This window comes from Bacteroides sp. BFG-637 (genome assembly GCF_024793605.1).
Taxonomy (GTDB): Bacteria; Bacteroidota; Bacteroidia; order Bacteroidales; family Bacteroidaceae; genus Bacteroides; species Bacteroides vicugnae.
In genome coordinates this window covers 5,035,267-5,060,411 of sequence record NZ_JANUPD010000002.1, presented here as the reverse complement: position 1 = coordinate 5,060,411, position 25,145 = coordinate 5,035,267, and the positions used below count along the sequence as shown (strand labels likewise).

12 protein-coding genes and 4 pseudogenes are annotated in these 25,145 nt (G+C 42.1%); 15 read left to right on the top strand and 1 reads right to left on the bottom strand.

Annotated features, from left to right (window positions below; all coding sequences use genetic code 11):
- The first annotated feature begins 192 nt into the window (after nucleotides 1-192).
- From NXX38_RS19755 to NXX38_RS19735, 5 genes and pseudogenes are all read left to right on the top strand, one after another.
- Entirely contained in the window at nucleotides 193-2,517 is a 2,325-nt protein-coding gene (locus NXX38_RS19755; RefSeq protein WP_258980770.1) for a transglycosylase domain-containing protein, read from the top strand.
- Nucleotides 2,518-2,521: 4 nt separating this feature from the next.
- Nucleotides 2,522-2,909 (top strand): annotated as a pseudogene (locus tag NXX38_RS19750) (2-amino-4-hydroxy-6-hydroxymethyldihydropteridine diphosphokinase).
- Nucleotides 2,910-3,661 (top strand): annotated as a pseudogene (kdsB, locus tag NXX38_RS19745) (3-deoxy-manno-octulosonate cytidylyltransferase). It abuts the pseudogene before it with no gap.
- A 4-nt stretch (nucleotides 3,662-3,665) separates the two neighbouring features.
- Nucleotides 3,666-4,949, top strand: a complete 1,284-nt coding sequence (locus tag NXX38_RS19740; RefSeq protein ID WP_258980768.1) for a pitrilysin family protein — start codon at nucleotides 3,666-3,668, stop codon at nucleotides 4,947-4,949.
- A gap of 85 nt (nucleotides 4,950-5,034) precedes the next feature.
- Nucleotides 5,035-6,204: a phosphatidylinositol-4-phosphate 5-kinase gene (locus NXX38_RS19735; protein WP_148367393.1), complete on the top strand. Its 1,170-nt coding sequence runs from the start codon at nucleotides 5,035-5,037 to the stop codon at nucleotides 6,202-6,204.
- Between the two features lie 158 nt (nucleotides 6,205-6,362).
- On the opposite strand, the gene NXX38_RS19730 is transcribed toward NXX38_RS19735, so the two are convergent.
- Complete coding sequence (locus NXX38_RS19730) at nucleotides 6,363-7,301, bottom strand: ribose-phosphate pyrophosphokinase (RefSeq protein WP_167511898.1); 939 nt, start codon at nucleotides 7,299-7,301, stop codon at nucleotides 6,363-6,365.
- Between the two features lie 153 nt (nucleotides 7,302-7,454).
- On the opposite strand from NXX38_RS19730, the pseudogene NXX38_RS19725 reads away from it, so the two are divergent.
- The 10 genes and pseudogenes from NXX38_RS19725 to NXX38_RS19680 all read left to right on the top strand — a co-directional run.
- Nucleotides 7,455-11,775 (top strand): annotated as a pseudogene (locus NXX38_RS19725) (DUF5113 domain-containing protein).
- 34 nt (nucleotides 11,776-11,809) lie between these two features.
- On the top strand, nucleotides 11,810-12,538 hold the full coding sequence (locus NXX38_RS19720) for a DUF5932 domain-containing protein (protein ID WP_258980765.1): 729 nt from the start codon (nucleotides 11,810-11,812) through the stop codon (nucleotides 12,536-12,538).
- A 26-nt stretch (nucleotides 12,539-12,564) separates the two neighbouring features.
- Nucleotides 12,565-14,019: an AbgT family transporter gene (locus NXX38_RS19715; RefSeq protein WP_217723460.1), complete on the top strand. Its 1,455-nt coding sequence runs from the start codon at nucleotides 12,565-12,567 to the stop codon at nucleotides 14,017-14,019.
- Nucleotides 14,020-14,118: 99 nt separating this feature from the next.
- Nucleotides 14,119-14,706 carry an RNA polymerase sigma-70 factor gene (locus NXX38_RS19710; protein WP_118418897.1) on the top strand — a complete coding sequence of 196 codons (588 nt, stop codon included), beginning with the start codon at nucleotides 14,119-14,121 and terminating at the stop codon, nucleotides 14,704-14,706.
- 77 nt (nucleotides 14,707-14,783) lie between these two features.
- Nucleotides 14,784-15,812, top strand: a complete 1,029-nt coding sequence (locus tag NXX38_RS19705) for a FecR domain-containing protein (RefSeq protein WP_258980762.1) — start codon at nucleotides 14,784-14,786, stop codon at nucleotides 15,810-15,812.
- A gap of 127 nt (nucleotides 15,813-15,939) precedes the next feature.
- Complete coding sequence (locus NXX38_RS19700) at nucleotides 15,940-19,329, top strand: TonB-dependent receptor (RefSeq protein WP_217723483.1); 3,390 nt, start codon at nucleotides 15,940-15,942, stop codon at nucleotides 19,327-19,329.
- A gap of 28 nt (nucleotides 19,330-19,357) precedes the next feature.
- Complete coding sequence (locus NXX38_RS19695) at nucleotides 19,358-21,172, top strand: RagB/SusD family nutrient uptake outer membrane protein (RefSeq protein ID WP_195650660.1); 1,815 nt, start codon at nucleotides 19,358-19,360, stop codon at nucleotides 21,170-21,172.
- A 73-nt stretch (nucleotides 21,173-21,245) separates the two neighbouring features.
- The gene (locus tag NXX38_RS19690) at nucleotides 21,246-22,685 is read left to right on the top strand and encodes a sulfatase (protein ID WP_217723453.1); all 1,440 of its coding nucleotides are present in this window, start codon (nucleotides 21,246-21,248) and stop codon (nucleotides 22,683-22,685) included.
- A gap of 52 nt (nucleotides 22,686-22,737) precedes the next feature.
- Nucleotides 22,738-24,735: a glycoside hydrolase family 2 TIM barrel-domain containing protein gene (locus tag NXX38_RS19685; protein WP_371826249.1), complete on the top strand. Its 1,998-nt coding sequence runs from the start codon at nucleotides 22,738-22,740 to the stop codon at nucleotides 24,733-24,735.
- A gap of 38 nt (nucleotides 24,736-24,773) precedes the next feature.
- A pseudogene (locus tag NXX38_RS19680) lies at nucleotides 24,774-25,058 on the top strand (flagellar motor protein MotB); the annotation flags it as partial.
- Nucleotides 25,059-25,145: the final 87 nt, after the last annotated feature.

Genomic DNA, 25,145 nt, shown 5'->3' with positions numbered 1-25,145 from the left:
GTGTATACAAAGATACTTTCTTTCCGCTATTTTCCCAAACAAACGTTCTTTCTTTTTGTTTCGTGCTATTTGTTAGGAGTATCGCTCTATATTTTAACAAAATAGAAAATCTAATCAAACTCGTTGGCTGAATAGCGGATTTTATCTACCTTTGCACCTTAATTAAATGCGTTATTTTAAGCGAGAAAAAACATGATTCGAAAAATAATAAAAGCTCTTTGGATATTCTTGGCAGTCATAGTATTGGCTATTGTTATAGTCTTTGTCTCCATTTCAAAGGGTTGGATTGGCTATATGCCTCCTGTAGAGGAACTTGAGAATCCGAGCTATAAATTTGCAACGGAGATTTTTTCTGAAGATGAGAAAGTGCTTGGTACATGGTCTTACAGCAAGGAAAACCGGGTGTACACGGCTTACAAGGATTTGTCACCCAGCATTATCAATGCTCTTATTGCAACGGAAGATGTTCGTTTTGTCGAGCATTCCGGGATTGATGCCAAAGCGTTGTTCCGTGCGTTTGTGAAACGTGGTTTGATGTTTCAGAAAAATGCAGGTGGGGGTAGTACCTTGTCGCAACAGTTAGCTAAACAGTTGTTTACGGAAAATGTGGCGAGAAATACACTTCAGCGTCTTTTTCAAAAACCAATTGAATGGGTGATTGCAGTGAAACTTGAACGTTACTACACCAAAGAGGAAATATTGAGTATGTATCTCAATAAATTTGATTTTCTGAATAATGCTGTTGGTATCAAAACTGCTGCATATACCTATTTTGGCTGTGAACCAAAGGACTTGAAGGTCGAAGAAGCAGCTACGTTGGTGGGTATGTGTAAGAATCCGTCACTCTACAATCCGGTTCGTTTCAACGAACGTTCCCGTGGCCGTCGTAATGTGGTGCTCGAGCAGATGCGTAAAGCCGGATATATCACAGATGCAGAATGTGATTCTTTGCAGGCTCTTCCGTTGAAACTGACATATAATCGTGTTGACCACAAAGAGGGACTGGCTACTTATTTCCGTGAATATCTCCGTGGCGTCATGACAGCACCGAAACCGGTAAGAAGTGATTATCGTGGTTGGCAAATGCAGAAATTCTATGAGGATTCTATCGCTTGGGAAACTAACCCGTTATATGGCTGGTGTGCGAAAAACAAGAAGAAAGACGGTACAAATTATAACATCTATACAGATGGATTGAAGATTTATACAACTATCAATTCACGTATGCAGCAGTATGCCGAAGATGCTGTAAAAGAGCATTTGGGTGATTATCTGCAACCTGTATTCTTCAAGGAAAAAGAGGGAAGTAAGAATGCCCCGTATGCAAGATCACTGCCGGAAAAACGAGTGGAAGAGTTGTTGACGAAAGCAATGAAACAAACGGAACGTTATCGCCTCATGAAAGAGGCGGGAGCTTCGGAACAACAGATTCGTAAGGCGTTCGATACACCGGAAGAAATGACTGTCTTTTCCTGGAAGGGTGATAAAGATACGATTATGACACCGATGGATTCAATCCGCTACTATAAATCTTTCTTGCGGACAGGATTTATGTCAATGGATCCGGCAAACGGACACGTGAAGGCTTATGTGGGTGGACCGAATTATGTATACTTCCAGTATGATATGGCGATGGTGGGACGTCGTCAGGTAGGTTCTACTATTAAACCGTATTTATATACATTGGCAATGGAGAACGGATTTTCTCCTTGCGACCAGGCACGCCACGTAGAGCAAACTTTGATTGATGAGAATGGGACTCCCTGGACACCACGTAATGCAAATGATAAGCGTTATGGAGAAATGGTGACTCTGAAATGGGGATTGGCAAACTCCGATAACTGGATTTCTGCATACCTGATGGGTAAGCTGAATCCGTATGATTTGGTACGCTTGATCCATAGTTTCGGTGTACGCAATAAAGCAATTGATCCGGTGGTTTCACTTTGTCTGGGACCTTGTGAAATTTCTGTCGGTGAAATGGTCAGCGCATACACGGCTTTTGCCAATAAGGGAATCCGGGTGGCTCCATTGTTCGTTACTCGCATTGAGGATAGTGATGGCAATGTCATTTCTACTTTTGCACCGCAAATGGAAGAAGTGATAAGCGCGTCGAGCACTTACAAGATGCTGGTTATGCTGCGTGCCGTTATCAATGAGGGAACGGGTGGACGTGTTCGTCGATATGGAATTACCGCCGATATGGGTGGAAAAACAGGAACGACCAATGATAACTCCGATGCCTGGTTTATGGGATTTACTCCTTCACTGGTATCCGGTTGTTGGGTAGGAGGGGACGAACGTGATATTCACTTCGGTAGAATGACCTATGGACAGGGGGCTGCTGCAGCTTTGCCTATCTGGGCGATGTATATGAAGAAAGTATATGATGACCCGACTTTAGGATATGACCAGCAGGAGAGATTCAAACTTCCTGAAGGATTTGACCCGTGTGCCGGTTCGGAAACTCCTGATGGCGAAGTGGAAGAAAGAGGACTGGACGATCTGTTCAATTAAAGAAGTGCACAAGTATATTGTTTGCATAGGGAGTAATTACAATAGGAAAGAGAACCTGACTTTTGCCAGACAGAAGTTGACTGAATCGTTCTCTTCTATTTGTTTTGCTCCCGAACTGGAAACTAAACCTTTGTTTTTTAAGAATCCGGCTCTGTTTTCCAACCAAGTGGCTCTGTTCTATTCCGATAAGGATGAAGAGACGGTGAGGAAAATGCTGAAAGATATAGGAACAGAGGTCCGGGCGTCGTCCGGAGGATAAGAAAGAGGAAAAAGTATGTCTGGATATTGACATGCTTTTATATGATAACAAAATATTAAAACCGGAAGATTGGCAAAGGGGATATATACAACAGTCATTATCAGCTTTCCATTCTTCATTATTTATTAAGTAGATGAAATTTCTTGGAATTATACCTGCCCGCTATGCATCCACTCGTTTTCCTGCGAAACCGTTGGCTATGTTAGGCGGAAAAACAGTCATACAACGTGTATACGAACGGGTGGCAGGCGTTTTAGATGACGCCTATGTAGCTACGGATGATGAACGCATTGAAGCTGCCGTTAAGGCGTTCGGGGAAAGGTTGTGATGACTTCCGTTCACCATAAAAGTGGTACGGATCGTTGTTATGAAGCTTGTACCAAGATTGGAGGTGATTTTGACGTCGTAGTGAATATACAAGGAGATGAGCCTTTTATTCAGCCTTCACAACTGGATGCGGTAAAGGCTTGCTTCGAGGATGTAACCACGCAGATTGCTACATTGGTGAAGCCTTTTACTGCCGATGAACCGTTTGCCGTACTGGAAAACGTGAATTCACCGAAAGTGGTAGTCAACAAGAACTGGAATGCACTTTATTTCAGCCGTTCTATCATTCCTTATCAGCGTAATGCCGAGAAACAGGACTGGTTGAAGGGACATACCTACTACAAGCACATCGGATTGTATGCTTATCGTACAGAGGTGCTGAAAGAGATTACCATGCTTCCACAGTCTTCTTTGGAGTTGGCCGAATCTTTGGAGCAGCTTCGCTGGCTGGAGAACGGATACAAAATAAAGGTAGGTATCAGTGAAGTGGAAACTATTGGAATTGATACGCCGCAAGACTTGGAACGGGCAGAAGAATTTTTGAAGAATAGAAGTTAATCTTATGGATCGTACGATACAACCTGAAATACAAACCCTGAAAAATTTTCGTATACTTCCTCCTGTTCGAATGACGTTGCCAAACGGCATTCCGTTGACTGTTATTAATGCGGGTGAACAGGAGGTGGTACGCATAGATGTGCTTTTTGCCGGGGGACGCTGGCAGCAGTCGCAGAAACTGCAAGCTCTGTTTACGAACCGGATGCTGCGCGAAGGCACGAAAAAGTATACGGCTGCTACCATTGCCGAAAAACTGGATTATTACGGCTCATGGCTCGAATTGTCCAGTTCGTCGGAATATGCATATATCACTGTTTATTCGTTGAATAAGTATTTGGCGAAAACATTGGAGGTGGTGGAATCCATGATTAAAGAACCGCTTTTCCCGGAGAAGGAATTGCATACTATTCTCGATACCAATATCCAACAATATCTGGTTAATACTTCCAAAGTTGATTTTCTGGCACACCGCAGCCTGTTGCAGTCACTTTACGGTGAACAGCATCCATGTGGTAAAATTGTGGTGGAGGAAGATTATCATGCTATCACTCCGGAAGTGCTCCGTGAATTTTATGAACGGTATTATCATTCGGGTAATTGCTCTATATTCTTGTCCGGCAAGGTGACGGAGGATATTATCAGTCGGGTGACAGATACATTCGGCACTTCTTTCGGTCAACATCAGCAGCAGGTGTCGAGATTAAGTTTTCCTTTTACTGCTGTTCCCGAAAAGAGGATTTTTACAGAGCGTGAAGATGCTATGCAGAGTGCTGTGAAGATGGGATATACGACCATTACCCGTAATCATCCTGATTATTTGAAACTTCGGGTACTGATGACTTTATTTGGAGGTTATTTCGGCAGTCGGCTGATGTCTAATATCCGTGAAGAGAAGGGATATACTTATGGTATTTCGGCAGGAATCATGTTTTATCCGGATAGCGGACTGTTGGCTATCTCGACAGAAACGGATAATGAATATGTGGAACCGTTGATACAAGAAGTGTACCATGAAATAGACCGCCTGCATCAGGAACCTGTATCAGCCGAAGAATTGACTATTGTGCGCAACTATATGTTGGGAGAAATATGCCGTAGTTATGAGTCGCCTTTCTCACTTTCGGATGCGTGGATCTTCATTGCTACTTCCGGGCTGGATGATGACTACTTTTCACGTTCTCTGCTGGCTGTGAATGAGGTTACTTCGATGGAAATACAAGATTTGGCACAGCGCTATTTGTGCAAAGAGACATTAAAAGAGGTCATTGCAGGTAAAAAGTTGTCATAATTTGCTTTCCGAAAGTGGGCTGTTTGGGATAGAAATTGTATCTTTGTCCAAATTGTAATTCTAAAATGAGTAACGACTAAAACCAATGAGGAAATATCTATATACTACACTTTTGCTGGCTCTTCTTGCACAAGAGGGAGTGATGGCACAAGAAAATGAAGGAAAAAAAGGCGGATTTTTCGGAAAAATTAAAGATACATTCTCCACTGAAATAAAGATTGGCAACTATACTTTTAAGGATGGCAGTGTCTATACGGGAGAAATGAAAGGACGAAAACCGAATGGAAAAGGAAAAACTGTCTTTAAAAACGGTGATGTCTTTGAAGGAGAATATGTGAAGGGAAAACGTGAGGGATATGGAATTTATATGTTTCCTGACGGAGAAAAGTACGAAGGACAGTGGTTTCAGGACCAGCAGCATGGAAAGGGTATTTATTATTTTATGAATAATAACCGTTACGACGGTATGTGGTATCAGGACTATCAGCATGGTGAAGGAACAATGTATTATCATAACGGTGATTTGTATGTAGGTAAATGGGTGAATGATAAGCGTGAAGGCGAAGGTACATACACTTGGGCGAATGGTGCCCAATATACCGGTCACTGGAAAAATGATAAGAAGAATGGCAAAGGTATCATGAACTGGGACGACGGCTGTAAGTATGAAGGAGACTGGAAAGATGATGTCCGTCACGGAAAAGGGGTGTTTGAATATACCAATGGAGATAAATACGACGGTGACTGGGCAGATGATATCCAACATGGGAAAGGTACTTACTACTTTCATACGGGCGATCGTTATGAAGGTTCTTATCTCTTAGGTGAACGTACCGGTGAGGGAGTTTATTATCACGCTAACGGTGACAAATATGTTGGTAATTTCAAAAATGGCATGCAAGACGGAAAAGGTACTTTTACCTGGGCGAATGGTGCTGTATATGAAGGAAGCTGGAAAAATAACAAACGTGATGGTAAGGGAGTCTATAAATGGAGCAATGGCGATGTTTATGATGGTGAGTGGAAAGATAACCGTCCCAATGGACAGGGTACTCTGAAAACCGTTGCTGGTATGCAATATAAAGGTGGCTTTGTTGATGGATTGGAAGACGGACAAGGCGTACAAATCGACAAAGACGGTAATCGCTTCGAAGGCTTTTTCAAACAAGGAAAGAAGAATGGTCCCTTTGTAGAAACAGATAAAGATGGGAAAGTGATTAAAAAAGGAACCTATAAATTTGGAAGACTTCAATAGATGATAGGTGATAAATGATAGTGGGCTGCGCATTGCGTGGCCTCTTTTTTATGGTACAAAGAAAAATGGATAATAACCCAAAGCGGTCATTATCCATTTTATAATTTCCCGTTGAAAGTAACTTCAACTATCAACTATCATTTATCACCTATCATCTATTAAATGATGTATTGTGAACTGATAGATTCGTTATTCATCACTCGTTTGATTGTTTCTGCAAACATATCGGCAATGCTTAACTGTTTCACTTTCGGGCATTTCTTTGCGTAAGGGATGCTGTCGGTAAATACCATTTCAGTCAGGGCAGACTCTTGTACACGGAAAGAAGCCGGATCAGACATTACACAGTGGCTGGCGATAGCACGTACAGATTTGGCACCGGCTTCCAGCATGATGTTGGCTGCTTTGGTGATTGTTCCTGCCGTGTCTACAATATCGTCGATCAATACAACGTTTTTACCTTCTACATCACCGATGATTTGCATAGATGCTACTTCATTGGCTTTTTCACGTGATTTGTTGCAAAGTACCAATGGTACACCGAGGTATTTGGAGAAAGTGCTGGCACGTTTTGAACCTCCTACGTCCGGTGTAGCAATAACCAGGTTTTCCAGTTGCAATGACTGGATGTAGGGAAGGAATACTGCTGATGCATACAGGTGATCTACCGGAATATTGAAGAATCCCTGAATCTGGTCTGCATGCAAGTCCATCGTAATCAGGCGGTCGATACCTGCAACAGATAGCAGGTCGGCTACCAACTTAGCGCCGATAGATACACGCGGTTTGTCTTTTCTATCCTGACGTGCCCATCCGAAATAGGGGATTACGGCCACAACGCTCTTTGCAGATGCACGTTTAGCAGCATCGATCATCAGGAGAAGTTCCATTAAGTTGTCTGAGTTAGGGAAAGTGGATTGAACCAGGAATACGTGTGCGCCACGAATTGACTCTTCATATGAAACAGCAAATTCGCCATCGGCAAAATGGGTAATGTTCATATTTCCCAGAGGACAATCCAGGCTTGCGCAGATTTTTTCTGCAAGATATCTCGAGTTTGTTCCCGAGAATACCATAAAGGGTGCTTTTTCGCTCATTTTGTAATAGATGTTACCTATTTGTTAATTTGCCTGCAAAGGTAGGAATTTCTCTTATTATTTAGAAGGACTTATTGTATAAAAAATATTTTTCTCTCCAACTTATCGGAAATATTTGTAGATTTGCTTTCTGAAAACAGTTAATAGTCAAAAATGAGTTCACGCTTTCCTTTATATATAATAGGTATAGTGTTGTTTGCCTCTTTTTTTTCGTGCACTGATATGGTGCCGACCAAAGAGGTGCGCCTGATTGATTCATTAAACGGGAAAGCGTATGCTTATCGTTATCGAAGCCTGGATTCTTCTTATAAATACGCCAATGAAGCCTATCGGCAGGTGAATTTCTACAAGTCGGGGAAAGCGGAAGCATCCAACAACCTGGGATTCTGTGCTTTTATGGCTATGGACTTTGACCGGGCGGAAGCGTTGCATAAGGAAGTATATAAACTGACTAAAAATGAACTCGAACTGTTGATTGCCGACATCGGACTGATGAAAATCTGTCAGCGGACGGCTATGAACAAAGAATTTTATGATTATCGTAACAGTGCGCTCAAGCGCATGAAACGTATTCGTGAAGAGAGTGACCTGTTTGCTGATCGTCACGAAGCACTCCGGCTGGATTATGCGTTCACCGAATTTTTCATCGTTTCTTCTATTTATTACTACTATCTGCAGCAACGGCAGGAGGCCATCACATCTCTCAACCGGATTCCCGAAGATGAAGCTTTGACAGATACTAATCAGTTGCTTTATTATCATTATATAAAAGGTTCGGCCTCATTGGTAGAAGCAACTAAGCCGGAAGACCGGAAAATGCGTGAGTTCGACCAACTTTATATTACGTGGCGGACAGCTGTTCAGACCAATCATCCTTATTTCGAAGGAAATGGTCTGCAAGGATTGGCTAATCTGATGGTTTCACCCAATAATTTCGAACTTTTCCGGACGAGAAGGGGATATGCGCTGGATCAGTTTGGTTTTCCGGTAGATTCGCTTTTGCCTTTGCGGATGGCACAGCGTGCGCTTGAAAAGTTCCGTGAGTATAATGATTTGTATCAGATTGCCGGTGCGTATGTGTCTATCGGTAAATATATGAATGAGCACGGACGTTATTCGGAGGCATTGGATACGCTTGCAAAAGCGTTGGATTGTGTGAATCAACATCACATGCTCTATTATCATCATGCGGCGGATACATTGGATAAACTATATGTTTTTGTAGAAGGAGATACGACTTATACCGGGGTTCCATGGATTATGCAGGAAGATGTAAGAACGGTACCTGAATGGATCTCAAGGATTCGGGAGCAATTGAGTGTGTCGTATGCGGGGCTCGGGATGAAGTATGCTTCTGACTACAACCGGAATATATATCTGGATATTTTGAATTATACCCGTCAGGATAAGGAGTTGGAGAGCCGTTATCTTTCATTGGAAGCCGATTCACGACAAATGACGCTTGTACTTTCTTTGGTTATTGTCGGACTTGTATTGGTGGTTATTCTTTGGTGGTTTTTCAATAAACGGTCTAAAATAAGGAATCAGGTAGACGTGGAGCGTCTGCAACGGATTCTGACTCTTTGCCGGGACATAACTTCGTCTATTCCGATGAATGTCCCATTAATTCAGCAAGGTATCGATCAATTGTTCGGGAAAGGACGTCTTCAACTGGAAATTTCGGAGGAGGGAAAAGCGGCACTGGTTCCTCTGCATCGGTTGAACCGTGATGAAAAAGCGTTAGTGCATGTGCTTGAACCGTATATTGTTTGGGCTGCGGATAATGAGCAGATGGTGGAAGCGTTGAGTGACGAGCGGATGCAGTTGGAAAAGCAGCGGTATGTTTACGAACAACATATTGCGGGAAATAAACGCCAGAATCTTATAAAGAAGGCTTGTCTGGCCATTGTCAATGGTATTAATCCTTATATCGACCGTATCTTGAATGAGGTGCATAAATTGACGGAGAGGGGATATATTGATCATGCGAAGATTAAGAAAGAGAAGTATCAATACATTGATGAGCTGGTAACTACGATTAATGAGTATAACGATATTCTGGCTCTTTGGATTAAGATGGAAGCAGGGAACGCTTAGCTTGAATATTGAAACTTTCAGTCTCAATGAACTGTTTGAGTTGCTAGGCAAGGGAAGACGTGCTTTTGAAATGAAAAATCAGAAGTTGGAAATTGAACCGACTACGGCTATGGTGAAGGCTGACCGGGCACTGACTTTGTTTATGATTAATACGCTGGCTGAAAATGCCCGTAAATATACTCCGGAAGGAGGAACCATTAAAGTGTATGCCCGCACTACGGAGGATGCCTATGTCGAGATCTCTGTGGAGGATAACGGAAGAGGTATTTCCGAAGAGGATGTGGCGTATATCATTGGTGAGAAGGTGTATGATTCCCGTGTGATCGGAATGAAGAATGCAGCCGATCCGGAAGTGTTGAAAGAGAACAAAGGTAGTGGTTTCGGATTGATGAATTGTAAGGGAATCATTGAGAAGTATAAGAAAACGAATGATTTATTCCGGGGATGCGTCTTTGATGTGGAGAGCGAACTGGGGAAAGGAAGTCGTTTTTATTTTCGTTTGCCTTCGGGAGTGCGTAAAGCGATGGGGGGATTGCTGCTTTGCTTGTTATTTCCGTTAGGGATGGTTTCTTGTCTGCATGATCCGATTCCTCCCATGTTGCAGGATGGCGATTCGATTGTAGTAGTTACGGATTCTGCGTATGAGGATTTGCTGGATGTAGCATCGGATTATGCGAATGCCGCCTATTTTGCTAATGTGGATGAAAATTATGAGTTGGCTTTGCAATATATAGATTCTGCCATGCTTTTTCTGAATGAGCATTATGAAAAATATGCGCGTCCGGATCGTCCATATCGGTATATGAAGCTGGTAGGTGAGGGAACGCCTGCTGAAATCAGTTGGTGGAACGAACTGTTTGATTCGGATTATCATGTAATTTTGGATATCAGGAATGAGGCGTCAGTAGCTTTTCTGGCTTTGAAACAGTTGGATGCATATAGTTATAATAATTCGGCATTTACGGATTTGTATAAGTTGCAGGGAGAGGATCAAACTCTCGAAGCATATTGCCGGCAGTTGGAGCGTTCGAATACTAATAAGACGGTAGGAATTATTTTATGCTTTGTTTTATTGATTGTTTCGTTGGTCGGATATTATTTTCTGTACATGAGAAAACGTTTGCAGAATCGTTTGAATCTCGAACAGGTACTTGAGATTAATCAGAAGGTGTTTGCCGCATCTTTGGTGAGACCGCAGGAACAGGAAAACGCAGAGGCGCTTCAACGGGAAGAGAGTACGCTTAAAGAAATTCCACAGCGGATTGTGGATGAAGCATTCAGTTCGGTAAATGAATTACTGACGATTGACCGGATGGGGATTGCTGTTTATAATGAAACGACGCACCGGCTGGAATATGCTTCTCGTCCCGGACAGGAAATGCCGGAGATGGTAGAGCTGTGTTTTAGTTCCGGAAAATATCTTTCCGAACAGCATCTTCAGGCAATTCCGCTGATGGTGGAAGCAGGAGGCGAGCATCAATGTGTCGGTGTGCTTTATCTGGAGCGCAGGGAGGGAACGGAACAGGAGACGGATCGACTGCTTTTTGAACTGGTAGCTCGTTATGTGGCTATTGTCGTGTTTAACGCAGTGGTGAAGCTGGCTACAAAATACCGGGATATCGAGTCGGCACACGAAGAAACACGCCGGGCTTCTTGGGAGGACAGCATGTTGCATGTACAGAATATGGTGCTTGACAACTGTTTGTCGACTATTAAACATGAGACGATTTATTATCCGAATAAGATCAAACAGATCGTAGGACGGTTGAATGCGCAGAATCTTCCGGAAACGGAAGAGCGTGAAGCGGTGGAGACTATGACGGAATTGATTGAATACTATAAGGGAATCTTTACGATTTTGAGTTCGTGTGCTTCCCGTCAATTGGAGGAGGTCACTTTCCGGCGTACGGTGATTCCGGTACAGGAGCTTTTGGATGCTGCCGGAAAATATTTCAAGAAGTTGATGAAGAATCGGCCGGAGAGGATAGAATTGGAAATAGAGTCGATGGAGGCGAAGGTGATAGGAGACGTGAATCAGTTGCGTTTTCTATTGGAGAATTTGATTGATGAAGCATTGACTGTGCGTGAAGATGGAGTGATACGTCTGCAAGCACGCAAGGATAATGAATATATTCGTTTCCTCTTTACGGATACGAGACGCGAGAAGAGTGTGGAAGAGTTGAATCAACTATTTTATCCGAATCTGGCACGTATGACTTCCGGTGAAAAAGGGGAGTTGAGGGGAACGGAATATCTGGTATGCAAGCAGATTATCCGCGACCACGACGAATTTGCGGGACGTAGGGGATGCCGTATCAATGCCGAGCCGGCTGAAGGCGGCGGGTTTACGGTTTATTTCACTATTCCGCGCCGATAAAAGGAAAACACATAAAAGTTATTAGATAAGGAACATGGAAGAACAGAAGTTTAAAGTTATTATTGTAGAGGATGTAAAACTGGAGTTGAAAGGGACAGAAGAAATATTCCGTCATGAAATACCGAATGCGGAAGTGATCGGCACGGCAATGACGGAAAGTGAGTTTTGGCCGTTGATGGAGGTCCAGCTTCCCGATCTGGTATTGTTGGACTTAGGACTGGGAGGTTCTACGACCATTGGTGTTGATATTTGCAAGAATATATTCAAACGTTACAAAGGAGTTCGGGTATTGATCTTCACGGGTGAGATTCTGAACGAAAAGTTGTGGGTGGACGTATTGAATGCCGGTGCAGATGGAATCATCCTCAAAACGGGTGAGCTACTGACGAAAACAGATGTACAGGCTGTGATGGACGGAAAGAAATTGGTATTCAACTATCCGATTCTGGAAAAGATTGTAGATCGTTTCAAGAAATCTGTAGCCAACGATGCCAAGCGTCAGGAGGCTGTCATCAGTTATGATATTGATGAATATGACGAACGTTTTCTTCGTCATCTGGCTTTGGGTTATACGAAAGAGATGATTGCCAATCTGAAAGGAATGCCTTTTGGTGTGAAATCATTGGAGAAACGGCAGAATGATCTTATCGGACGTCTTTTCCCGAATGGTGAACGGGTGGGAGTGAATGCTACCCGGTTGGCAGTACGTGCATTGGAATTGCGTATTATTGATCTGGATAATCTGGAGCCTGACGAAGAGTAAATTAAGTATTAGGTATAAAGTATTATATGAAGAATAAATGGCGCATGCCCCATCCCGCTACGATGTTCCTTCTGCTGACAATGGCAGTGGTCTTTCTTTCATGGATATGCGATATCTATGGATTGAAAGTGACATTGCCGCAGACAGGTGAGGATATCCGTGTACAAAGCCTGTTGAGTCCGGAAGGAATCCGTTGGTGGTTGCGGAACGCTATTAAGAACTTTACGGGCTTTGCTCCGTTGGGCATGGTGATTATTGCTATGTTCGGATTGGGAGTGGCACAACATTCCGGTTTTATTGATGCATGTATCCGCATGGGGGTGGGAAACCGGCAGGAAAAGAGGAAAATCATTTTGTGGGTGATTGTGCTTGGTTTGTTGTCGAATGCCATTGGTGATGGTGGATATATCATTTTATTGCCTATTGCTGCTATGCTGTTTCAATGGGTGGGGCTTCATCCGGTTGCAGGGATTGTTACGGCTTATGTTTCCGTTGCGTGCGGGTATAGTGCTAATATTGTATTGAGTACGATGGACCCGTTGTTGGCGCATACCACGCAAGAGGCTGCATTGGCACAAACGGGTTATCAGGGAAATACGGAACCTCTTTGCAATTACTTTTTTATGAGTGCTTCAACAGTAGCCATTACGGCTATTGTGTATTGGATTACTCAAAAATGGCTTCTTCCTACGTTAGGTAAATATGAAGGCAGTATGAAAGTGGTGGCTTACCATCCTCTGTCTCGTAAAGAGCGGCGTGCTATTATGATTTCCATTGTTGTGGCAGCTATCTATGTGGCTCTTATCTTGTGGCTTACTTTTTCTTCTTATGGAATTTTGCGGGGTGTGAACGGTGGTTTGATGCATTCGCCTTTTATTGCCGGTATTTTGTTTTTGCTTTCTTTGGGAGCAGGTATTACGGGAATGGCTTATGGATTCAGTTCCGGGCGGTATCGCACTGACAATGATGTGATTGAAGGACTTACGCAGCCGATGAAGCTTCTTGGAGTGTATTTCGTTATCGCTTTCTTCGCTGCGCAGATGTTTGCCTGTTTTGAATATTCTCATCTGGATAAATGTCTGGCTATCATGGGTGCTGATCTGCTTTCTTCGTTTGAACCGGCTCCTTTGTCTGCTCTTGTCCTGTTTATTCTGTTTACGGCATTGATAAACCTGATTATGGTATCTGCTACTTCCAAATGGGCTTTTATGTCTTTTATCTTTATCCCGATGTTTGCACAGATGGGAATTGCTCCGGATATAGCACAATGTGCTTTCCGTATCGGAGATAGCTCGACGAATGCCATTACTCCTTTCTTATTCTATATGCCTCTGGTGCTTACCTATATGCGGCAGTATGATAAGCAGATTACGTATGGTTCATTGCTGAAATATACCTGGAGATATTCATTAGGCATTTTGGTTGTCTGGACATTGTTGTTTATCGTTTGGTATTTGTTGAAAATACCGATGGGATTGTAGGGCTAAGGAATGATTGCCGGGCTCCGGTTTATCAGATTGGAATTTTGTTTTTCTGAATTAATCGCTATATTTGCACCGTTCCTTAAAGAAAGACAACGAATGAATCTACCAGAAATCTCTGAAAATCTAATTGAACAGTTAAATCACGGTAATACAAAAGCATTTGATAAAATCTATCATACCTACTATCTTTATTTGTGTGCGATAGCCGTTTATTATGTGCATGATAAAAGGGTGGCAGGGGAGATTGTGAATGATGTCTTTGTTGCTTTTTGGCAGAATCGACATCATATTACTTATCCTGCTCTTCCGTATTTGCGGCGTGCCATTCAAAATGCGAGCATCAGTTATCTGCGCTCTTCTTACTTCAACGAAAAACAGATGACGGAACAGATGGAAGAAATCTGGGCTTTTCTCGAAAATCATATTCTTTCTTCCGATAATCCTTTGCAGGCATTGGAGCATAGCGAAATGAATACCATCATCATGAAGAAGGTGGAGGAATTGCCTGCCAAATGCCGTGCCATATTTAAAGCAAGTTTGTATGAGGGGAAGACATATAGTGAAATTGCCGAGGAGCAGAATATTAATGTGACCACTGTAAGGGTACAGATGAAAATAGCATTGACTAAGCTGCGCGAATCGCTAGGTACTCCTTATATGATAGCTATTTTGATGTTTCTCTAAAAAAAATCGCTTTTCTTTTAAACGTTTCTTTTTTTATTGCGTATCTAGTTATATACACCCATAGAAAAAGTACGTTTATGAATGACTCTTATCATATAGAAGAATTGGAAATCCGGATAAGCAACTATCTGTCCGGTAACTGCACCGAAGAAGAGAAAGAAGCTCTGCTCGCTTATCTGGCTTCCAATGAAGATGCTGCTAAAATATTTCGGGAGATGTCCGCAGTATGGGCTGTTTCTTCTGTGCCTGCATTTGCGAAAATAGAGGATGCTAATTTATCACAGATAAAAGAAAAAATAGCGGCTGCAGAGATGAAGCCTGTCCGTTCGCGGAAGATAGTTCCTGTGTGGCTGAAGGTGGCTGCTGCAATTATTTTGTTGTTGGGCTGTAATTACTTCTGGTACACTTATACTGAAAATCTTACGGAAGTATATACGAATGCGGATTCTCCTTATGAAATTAAAGTGCCGGCCGGTTCGCGGACGAATATTGTGCTTCCGGATGGAACAGAGGTTTCATTGAATGCGGGTTCTGTGTTACGCTATTGTCGCGGGTTCGGTATTCGTGAACGTGATGTTACGCTTGATGGCGAAGGATATTTCAAGGTGGCGAAAAATGAGAAGATTCCTTTCTTTGTAACTACGAATGGTGTGCAGGTAAAGGTGGTGGGGACTGTTTTTAATGTCCGTGCTTATGATGACGATAATTATGTAATGGTATCTCTGTTGGAAGGTCGTGTCAATTTAGCCACTTTGTCCGGTTCGGTGATGAAGCTATTCCCTAGCGAACAGGCTTTTTACGATAAGAATACGGGCCGCATGGAGAAAATGAAATCTAATGCAAGTTCTGCCTGTGACTGGTTGGATGGTGGCCTGACATTTGAAGATGCTCCATTTGCCGACATTGCACACCGTCTGGAGCGCAAATTCCAGGTGAAGATCTGTTTAGGGAGTGAACGTCTGAAAGCGGAACGCTTTTCCGGATGTTTCAATAGTAATCAAAGTATCAATGATATATTGGGAGAAATCAACGTTGAGAAGCAATATACATGGAAAGTTAGTGGAGACACTATCTTTATAACTGACAAGAAAAAGGAGGTAAAATAAGAAAAAGTAAAGTATGATTGAGAACTTAGTCGATAGATATATCGGCGGTTCAGCGTTGTATAGAAAGATATTATGTTAACCTTTAATAGTGAAAAATATGAGATTAATAGTAAAAAGAATATTATTAATGCTTCTGCTTTTGTCTGTAGGAAATGCTTTGACTGGTGGTTTCCAGCTATCGGCACAGGTACAAAGTAAAAGTTTCAGTGTGAAAGTAGATAATATTACTTTAAAAGAAGCCATTGAAGTAATAAAGAAGCAAGGCAATTACTCTTTCCTGATTCGTAATAATGACATTGATTTGAATAGGAAAGTTTCTGTGAATATAAATAACGGTACTATTAATGATGTGATGGGACAATTGCTGGCCGGAACGGACGTCAGGTATGAAGTGAACGGAAACCGGGTGATTATGTTCCATGCAGTGACACCGCAGAAAGAACAGGAAAAAGCGTTTGTCTTAAAAGGACGGATCACTGATCCTACTGGTGAAGGGGTGATTGGGGCAAATGTGAAAGTGGTCGATTCTACAGAAGGTACCATTACGGATATGGATGGCAATTTCTCCTTGATGGTTACTCCAAATGCTCGTTTATCCATATCGTATATCGGCTATGCCACACAGGAAGTGGTGGTAAAAGATCAACGTCCTCTCAATGTAACTTTGAAAGAAGATACCCGGTTAATAGACGAAGTAGTAGTTGTTGGTTACGGCGTACAAAAGAAAGCGAACCTGACAGGTGCGGTGAGCAGTGTGAAGATGGATGATGTTTTAGGTGACCGTCCGGTGGTGTCTGTGAGTGACGCTTTGAAAGGGGCAATGCCCGGTTTGCAGATTACAGGTAATTCTGGAAGACCCGGTGAAGAAATGAGTTTCAATATTCGTGGTGTCAACAGTCTGGATAAGAATGGAAAACCGCTGGTACTGGTGGATAACGTGGAGATGGATATTAATATGCTCGATCCGAACGATATCGAATCGGTGACTGTTTTGAAGGATGCGGCATCTTCTGCTATTTATGGAGCACGGGCAGCTTTCGGGGTGATTTTGATTACTACAAAGAAAGGTTCGGATGCAACTAAACTCTCTATTAATTATTCAAATAACTTTTCCTTCAGCAGGCCCGCTAATATGCCTCACAAGGCTACTCCGCTCCAAACGGTACAGGCTTATAAGGACATGGGGACAATCAATTATCAAAGTGGTCAGAACGTAGATACTTGGTTGGGACTTTTGAAGGAATATAATGCTAATCCGTCTGCATATCCGGATGGTTATGCAATGGTGGACGGGCTGCGTTATAGCTTGGCAGAAACTGATCTTTTCGATGATATGATGGAGACTGGTTTCCAGCAAACTCATAATATCTCGGTAGGTGGCGGTACGAAAGATATTTCTTATCGTTTCTCCTTTGGTATGGTGAATGAAAATGGGGTACTGGCTTCGGATAAAGATACGTACAAGCGTTACAACGTGTCTTCTTATCTCCGTTCAGATGTGTTTTCATGGATTACTCCGGAATTGGATATTAAATATACGAATTCCAACTCTTCATTGCCGGAAACTTCCGGAGGATATGGTATATGGGGAGCAGCAGTCGCATTCCCTTCTTATTTCCCTACCGGAACAATGAATATCGACGGTGAAGAATTACCGATCAATACTCCTCGTAATTTGATTGACCTGGCATATCCGACCACTATTCAAAAGAATAATCTTCGTATTTTCGGAAAGGTAACGATCAGTCCTTTGAAGAATGTGAAGTTGATTGGTGAGTACACATTCAATCATCTAAGTAACGAGAAAACGAAATTTGAGAAGAAGTTCTATTATGCACATGGAGGCAATTTTGTGAAAGAGGTTTCCACTGCCAATTCCAAGTATGAATACTCCAATGGTATTACGGATTATAATGCATTGAACTTCTATGCTAACTATAACAACTCATGGGGCAAACATGATGTAACGGTGATGGGAGGTTTCAATCAGGAAAGTAGCGACTACCGCTATGCGGAGATGTCGCGTATGAATATGATTAATGAAGATCTGCCGTCTATCTCGCAGTCGACAGGTGATTATTTTGCTAAAGATAAATTTGAACGTTATACGGTAAGAGGGTTGTTCTATCGCATCAACTATTCGTTTGCCGGCAAGTATTTGCTTGAAACGAACGGACGTTATGACGGTTCTTCCAAATTCCCGAAGAATAGCCGTTTCGGTTTCTTTCCTTCTGTTTCCGCCGGATGGCGTATCAGCGAGGAAGCATTTATGAAACCTTTGAATTCAGTTCTTTCTAACTTGAAATTGCGTGGTTCTTGGGGTAATATCGGAAATCAGAGTATCACTCCTTATGCATATATTCCCGGTATGGATGCTGAACAGGCTTATTGGACTGTTTCCGGTATTAAAGTTACTACTTTGAAACCTGCTGCATTGGTCAGCAATAGCTTTACTTGGGAGAAAGTTACGACAATTGATGTCGGATTCGATCTTGGGCTATTGGATAACAGACTAAATATGGTGTTCGACTGGTATAGAAGAGATACTAAGGGTATGCTTGCTCCGGGTTCTGAACTTCCGGGTGTATTAGGTGCAAGTGCTCCTTTACAAAATACGGCTGACCTTCGTTCTAAAGGATGGGAAGTTTCGGTTGACTGGAATGACCAAATCGGAAAAGTGAAATATAGCTTAGGTTTCAATCTTTACGATTCGAAAACAAAGATTACTAAATACAATAACGAAACAGGATTATTTGGTAAGGACAAGAATGATAATGAAACATATCGTGTAGGAATGGAGCTGGGTGAGATCTGGGGATATGTAACCGATCGTTTGTATACAGTAGATGATTTCGATGCGGAAGGTAAATTGAAACCGGGTATTGCCAAAGTGGAAGGGTATAATCCGAATCCGGGAGATATATTATACAAAGATTTGGATGGTAATAATATTATCAACAGTGGTACCAGTACAACGAAAGATCCGGGAGACCGTAAAATCATCGGTAATAATACCCGGCGTTATCAGTATGGTATTCATGGTAGTGCAAGTTGGAACGGTTTTTCTCTGTCATTCTTGCTGCAAGGAGTTGGTAAACGGGATTTATGGGTGATGAACGATCTGTTTTATCCACATTATGATGCTTGGACTACCGTTTACGATTCACAGTTGAATTACTGGACTCCGGAAAATACGAATAGTTATTTTCCCCGTATTTATGAGAAAGCGGCCGGAAATACAGATGCCAATACACGTGTACAGACTCGTTATTTACAGGATGGATCGTATTTAAGTATTCGTAATATAACACTTTCTTATAATTTCCCGTCCAAGTGGATGAGTAAGATTGGAGTTAATAATCTGGCTGTGTTCTTCAGTGGTGAGAATCTTTATACGTTCGACCACTTGCCGAAGGGACTTGATCCGGAACGTTCTGTCACGGATGATTTAGGACAACGTGGTTTTACCTATCCGTATATGAGACAGTATTCGTTCGGTATAAACCTTTCATTCTGATTGTTTCACAACTTAAAGAGTAATTATTATGAATAAATATATACTATGTGTAAGCGTTAGTTTTTGTTTGTTGATGTCGTCTTGTCTGAATGACGAATTTCTGGAGGTTTATCCTAAAGGACAGCAAACAGAAGCATCGGTCTTTACTACTTATGACAACTTTAAAACGTATACATGGGGATTGTATAACGTGTTCTTCGGATATACGTATGATACAGGGCAAACGGATGAAATTTTCCGTGGTGATTTTGAATCGGATAACATGATAAAAGGATTGGATGGATATGAAGGTCAGTGGGCATATCGCAAAGCAAAGGCTACGGATGAATCTAAAGATTGGGATTACGATTATATCCGCCGTGTTAATCTGATGCTTGATAATATCGATCATTCGGAAATGAATGAAACCGAGAGGGAGCATTGGAGAAGTGTGGGATATTTCTTCCGTTCTTATAAATACTTTCAGATGCTTTCTAAATTTGGTGATATTCCCTGGGTAGAGCATGCTTTGACAGAGGAAAGTCCCGAGCTTTATGGAAAACGTGATAGTCGTGACCTGGTGGCTTCCAATATTCTGTCTAATTTGAAATATGCGGAAACACATATTGGCAGTAATATCGAAGCGGATGGGAAAAATACAATTAATATGTATGTGGTGAAAGCTCTTATTTCCCGTTTTGCTTTATTTGAAGGAACTTGGAGAAAATATCATGGTTTGTCGGGGGCAGATACTTATCTGGAAGAATGTGCCCGTGCTTCTGAAGAGGTGATTAAGCAATATCCGAATGTGCATCCTAAATATGATGAGTTGTTTAATTCGGAAACACTGGATGGAGTGACAGGTATTATTTTGTATAAGGCTTATGAAACCGGACAGTTGATGCATGGTTTGACCCGTATGGTGCGTACAGGTGAATCTTATATTGAGGCAACGAAAGACGCGGTAGACAGTTATCTCTGTACGGATGGACGACCGGTTAGCACGACGACTAGCCATTATGGGGGTGATAAGAATATGTATGGACAATTCCGTGATCGTGATTACCGGTTGTATTTGACGATCTGTCCTCCATATATGGTGAAGAAAGAAAACGGACCCAGTACGGCTGATTGGAAATATACGGATAATGCACAGGACAGAGAATTTATAGATTTAATGGCTACGATTTCCGGTGAAACTTATCATCGTTTGCCGTCTTCCAACTTTAAAGGATTCACTGTGCAAGGACAACCTCACTTTAAGAATATGAACTGGGGACAGGGCTGGAATGCTTCCCAAATGGGCTTCTGGGTATGGAAATATTATAATACACATACTGTAGCTACCAACGCGAATGGGGTGAATACAACAGATGCCCCGCTGTTCCGTATAGGTGAGGTGATGGTAAATTATGCCGAAGCGATGTGCGAATTGAACAAGTTAGACCAGGCTGCTGCGGATAAGTCTATTAACAAACTTCGGGCAAGAGCTAATGTGGCGAAAATGGTGGTAAATGATATTAATGATGCTTTTGATCCGAAGCGTGATCCTTCCGTTCCTGCTCTCTTGTGGGAAGTGCGTAGGGAGAGACGAGTTGAGTTGATGGGTGAAGGTTTCCGTCTGGATGATTTGCGCAGGTGGAAGAAAGGAGACTATGTTAACAAACAACCGCTAGGTGCTTATGTGACAGGGGCTTCGGCCAAGAATTTGAAAGTAACGGGTGGCACAGGTGCTGATGAAGGATATGTTTATTTCTTTGATACCCCGCTTGGATGGCAGGAACATTATTATCTGTATCCGTTGCCTTTGAAGCAATTGGCTTTAAATACGAATCTGGAACAAAATCCGGTATGGACAAAGTAATTTTAAATTAAAATGATGCACAAGACCTGTAATATTTTAGTATATTGCAGGTCTTGAAAATTTAAGGTAGAAAATGAAAAATAGAATATCAGTAAAATATGCGTTTTTTTGTGGAACAGCTTGCTGCATCTCATCTATATTACGGGCGCAACAGGATGTATCTCGAATGAATGTGCTTTTTATAATGGCTGATGATATGCGTCCCGAACTGGGGTGCTACGGGGTGGATGTAGTGAAAACTCCTAATATGGACCGTTTGGCGGCAAGTGGAGTCTTGTTTCAGAATGCGTATTGTAATATTCCGGTGAGTGGGGCATCCCGGGCTAGTTTATTGACGGGGGTATATCCTCATTATCCCGATCGCTTTATTAGTTTTTCCGCCTATGCCAGCAAAGATTGTCCTGAAGCAATACCTATTTCGGGATGGTTCACCCGGAATGGTTATCATACTATTTCGGACGGCAAGGTGTTTCATCATATCAGCGATCATGCGGATTCGTGGAGCGAGGCTCCTTACCGGAATCATCCGGATGGATATGATGTATATTGGGCGGAATATAATAAATGGGAACTTTGGATGAATTCGGAATCGGGAAAAACGATTAATCCGAAAACGATGAGGGGACCTTTCTGTGAATCTGCTGATGTTCCTGATACTGCCTATGATGATGGGAAACTTGCAAACCGGGCTATTCGTGACTTGAAAAGGATGAAGGAGACCGGCAAACCTTTCTTCTTGGCTTGTGGTTTCTGGAAACCTCATTTGCCGTTCAATGCTCCAAAGAAATATTGGGATTTATATAAACGGGAGGAAATACCTTTGGCTACCAATCGTTTCCGGCCTGAAGGATTACCGGAACAGGTTCGTAATTCGGGCGAGATATATGCGTATGCACGGGTTACGGATACGAGTGATATTGACTTCCAACGGGAGGTAAAACATGGATATTATGCTTGTTTGAGTTATGTGGATGCACAGATCGGCAAGGTATTGGATGCATTGGATGAACTGGGATTATCGGATAATACAATTGTGGTTTTGTTGGGGGATCATGGCTGGAATCTGGGAGAACATGATTTTATAGGTAAACATAATCTGATGGATACTTCTACTCATGTACCGTTGATTGTCCGTGTGCCGGGAATGAAAAAGGGAAAAACAAAATCGATGGTGGAATTTGTTGATTTGTACCCGACTTTATGTGAACTTTGCAAACTTCCTGTTCCCGCTGAACAGTTAAGCGGACAAAGCTTTGCCGGGGTTTTCAAAAATCTGAAAGCTAAGACGAAAGATGAAGTTTATATTCAGTGGGAAGGAGGAGATAATGCTGTTGACCGGCGTTATAGTTATGCGGAATGGATGAAAGGCGACGTGAAGAAAGCCAGTATGCTGTTTGATCATCAGATTGACAGGAAGGAAAACAAGAACCGGGTAGATGAGAAAAAATATAAGAATAAGGTCGAATCATTATCTTCTTTTATCAGAATAAAGAAGTCATCATTAAAGAAATAATATGAGAACAGTTTTTTTACACTCCAACCGTTTGGTATCGGTTGTTTTATTTATGCTTTATGGTATGTCGATGTTTGCCCAGCGACAGGATATCTTGTTAAATAACGATTGGAATTTCCGGTTCTCGCATCAGGTACAGAAGGGAACAGAAGTAAGAGTTGATTTGCCTCATACTTGGAATGCACAGGATGCTTTGTCCGGTAAGATAGACTATAAACGGGGAATTGGCAATTATGAGAAGAATTTATTTATTCGTTCCGAATGGAAAGGAAAACGTCTTTTTATTCGTTTCGAAGGAGTGAATAACATTGCGGATGTGTTTGTCAATCGTCGTCATATAGGTGAGCATCGTGGGGGATATGGGGCTTTTATCTTTGAGATCACTGGAAAGGTGGAATATGGAAAAGAAAATTCTATATTGGTACGGGTGAATAATGGTGAACAGTTGGATATTATGCCTTTGGTCGGTGACTTTAATTTTTATGGAGGTATTTATCGGGATGTACATTTGCTGATTACTGATGAGACGTGTATTTCTCCTTTGAATTATGCTTCTCCCGGAGTACGTCTGATACAGGATAGTGTAAGCCATAAATATGCTAAGGTGCGTGCTGTTGTTGATTTATCAAACGGAGATAGTGGTAATCGGGAAGTAGAGCTTAATGTACGCCTGTTAGATGGTCAAAGGGTGGTGAAAGAAGGAACAAAGAAAGTGAATCTTTCTGGAAACGCAGCAATGCAGCAGGAATTTACATTTGAAATCGATCAACCTCATTTATGGAATGGCCGTCAGGATCCTTTCCTTTATCAGGCGGAAGTGACTCTTTCCCGGAATGGTCAGATGGTAGATTGCGTCACACAACCGTTGGGACTTCGTTTTTACCGGATCGACCCTGATAAAGGTTTTTTCCTGAATGGAAAACATTTACCTCTTCAAGGCGTTTGCCGTCATCAGGATAGGAGTGAGGTGGGCAATGCGTTGCGCCCGCAACACCATGAGGAAGATGCGGCATTGATGTTGGAGATGGGAGTGAATGCTGTTCGTCTGGCGCATTATCCGCAGGCTACTTATTTTTATGATCTGATGGATAAGAATGGTATTATTGTATGGGCTGAAATACCTTTTGTGGGCCCTGGTGGATATAATGATAAGGGGTTTGTGGATTTACCTGCTTTCCGTGCCAACGGAAAGGAACAGCTCAAAGAGCTGATTCGCCAACATTATAATCATCCTTCTATTTGTGTATGGGGGCTATTTAATGAGTTGACGGAGTTGGGAGATAATCCGGTTGAGTACATCAAAGAATTAAATGTGCTGGCACATCAGGAAGATCCTACTCGACTTACGACCTCTGCAAGTAATCAAATGGGAGATTTGAATTTCATAACGGATGCTATTGCCTGGAACCGTTATGATGGATGGTATGGTGGCACTCCCGCTGATTTGGGGAAATGGTTGGATCGAATGCATAAGGATCATCCGGAAATATGTATCGCTATCAGTGAATATGGTGCCGGCGCAAGTATTTACCATCAACAAGATTCGTTGGTTAAAACTGTACCAACCAGCTGGTGGCATCCAGAAAACTGGCAGACGTATTATCACATTGAAAACTGGAAAACAATCTCTTCCCGCCCTTATGTATGGGGAAGCTTTGTATGGAATATGTTTGATTTTGGCGCTGCACATCGCACTGAAGGAGACCGTCCCGGAATTAATGATAAAGGTTTGGTTACCTTCGACCGGAAAGTTCGTAAAGATGCTTTCTACTTCTATAAAGCTAACTGGAATGGGGAAGAACCAATGCTTTATTTGACAGGCAAACGTAACACGGCGCGTACACAACGTTTGCAAACAATTATTGCTTTCACGAATCTGTCAGGAGCCGAATTGTTTGTAAACGGTAAGAGTTATGGTAAAGCAACACCGGATTCGTATGCTATTCTGGAATGGAAAAATGTGGAACTACAACCTGGTGAAAATGAAATAAAGGTCGTCTCCACTAATAAGAAGTTACCTTTGAGCGATAGCTTTCATTGTAGATTGTGATAGGTACAATTGCAGCTAAGAGAAAATCAGGCACGTTCTCTCGTACAAATATACGTAATAATTGGGATTTGAGTGCATTGCGTGCTTCATCTGTTGTCCAGGCATTACAGAATATTTATGGTATAAATCCCAAACGCCTGACAGCTGCCGGTCGAGGTGAATTTAATCCGGTAGTCGGTAATGATACGGCAGAAGGAAAAGCTCGTAACCGCCGGACCGAGATCATTATAACTCCTAAACTGGATCAGTTCATGGATTTGATTGATCAGGCTCCTGATAGTTCTTCATCCGATACAATTGGTAATGAGGATGTGAAAGAGTAGAAAAGACCTTCACTTAGAGATAAAATAAAAGCGATGAATTCAAATTCATCGCTTTTATTTTAAGTGGTTAACATAAGATTTTGTAGG

Bases quoted from the DNA above. Each gene is read 5' to 3' on its own strand.
- NXX38_RS19755 (WP_258980770.1), top strand. From the start codon at position 193: ATGATTCGAAAAATAATAAAAGCTCTTTGGATATTCTTGGCAGTCATA.
- NXX38_RS19740 (WP_258980768.1), top strand. From the start codon at position 3,666: ATGGATCGTACGATACAACCTGAAATACAAACCCTGAAAAATTTTCGT.
- NXX38_RS19735 (WP_148367393.1), top strand. From the start codon at position 5,035: ATGAGGAAATATCTATATACTACACTTTTGCTGGCTCTTCTTGCACAA.
- NXX38_RS19730 (WP_167511898.1), bottom strand. From the start codon at position 7,301: ATGAGCGAAAAAGCACCCTTTATGGTATTCTCGGGAACAAACTCGAGA.
- NXX38_RS19720 (WP_258980765.1), top strand. From the start codon at position 11,810: ATGGAAGAACAGAAGTTTAAAGTTATTATTGTAGAGGATGTAAAACTG.
- NXX38_RS19715 (WP_217723460.1), top strand. From the start codon at position 12,565: ATGAAGAATAAATGGCGCATGCCCCATCCCGCTACGATGTTCCTTCTG.
- NXX38_RS19710 (WP_118418897.1), top strand. From the start codon at position 14,119: ATGAATCTACCAGAAATCTCTGAAAATCTAATTGAACAGTTAAATCAC.
- NXX38_RS19705 (WP_258980762.1), top strand. From the start codon at position 14,784: ATGAATGACTCTTATCATATAGAAGAATTGGAAATCCGGATAAGCAAC.
- NXX38_RS19700 (WP_217723483.1), top strand. From the start codon at position 15,940: ATGCTTCTGCTTTTGTCTGTAGGAAATGCTTTGACTGGTGGTTTCCAG.
- NXX38_RS19695 (WP_195650660.1), top strand. From the start codon at position 19,358: ATGAATAAATATATACTATGTGTAAGCGTTAGTTTTTGTTTGTTGATG.
- NXX38_RS19690 (WP_217723453.1), top strand. From the start codon at position 21,246: ATGAAAAATAGAATATCAGTAAAATATGCGTTTTTTTGTGGAACAGCT.
- NXX38_RS19685 (WP_371826249.1), top strand. From the start codon at position 22,738: ATGCTTTATGGTATGTCGATGTTTGCCCAGCGACAGGATATCTTGTTA.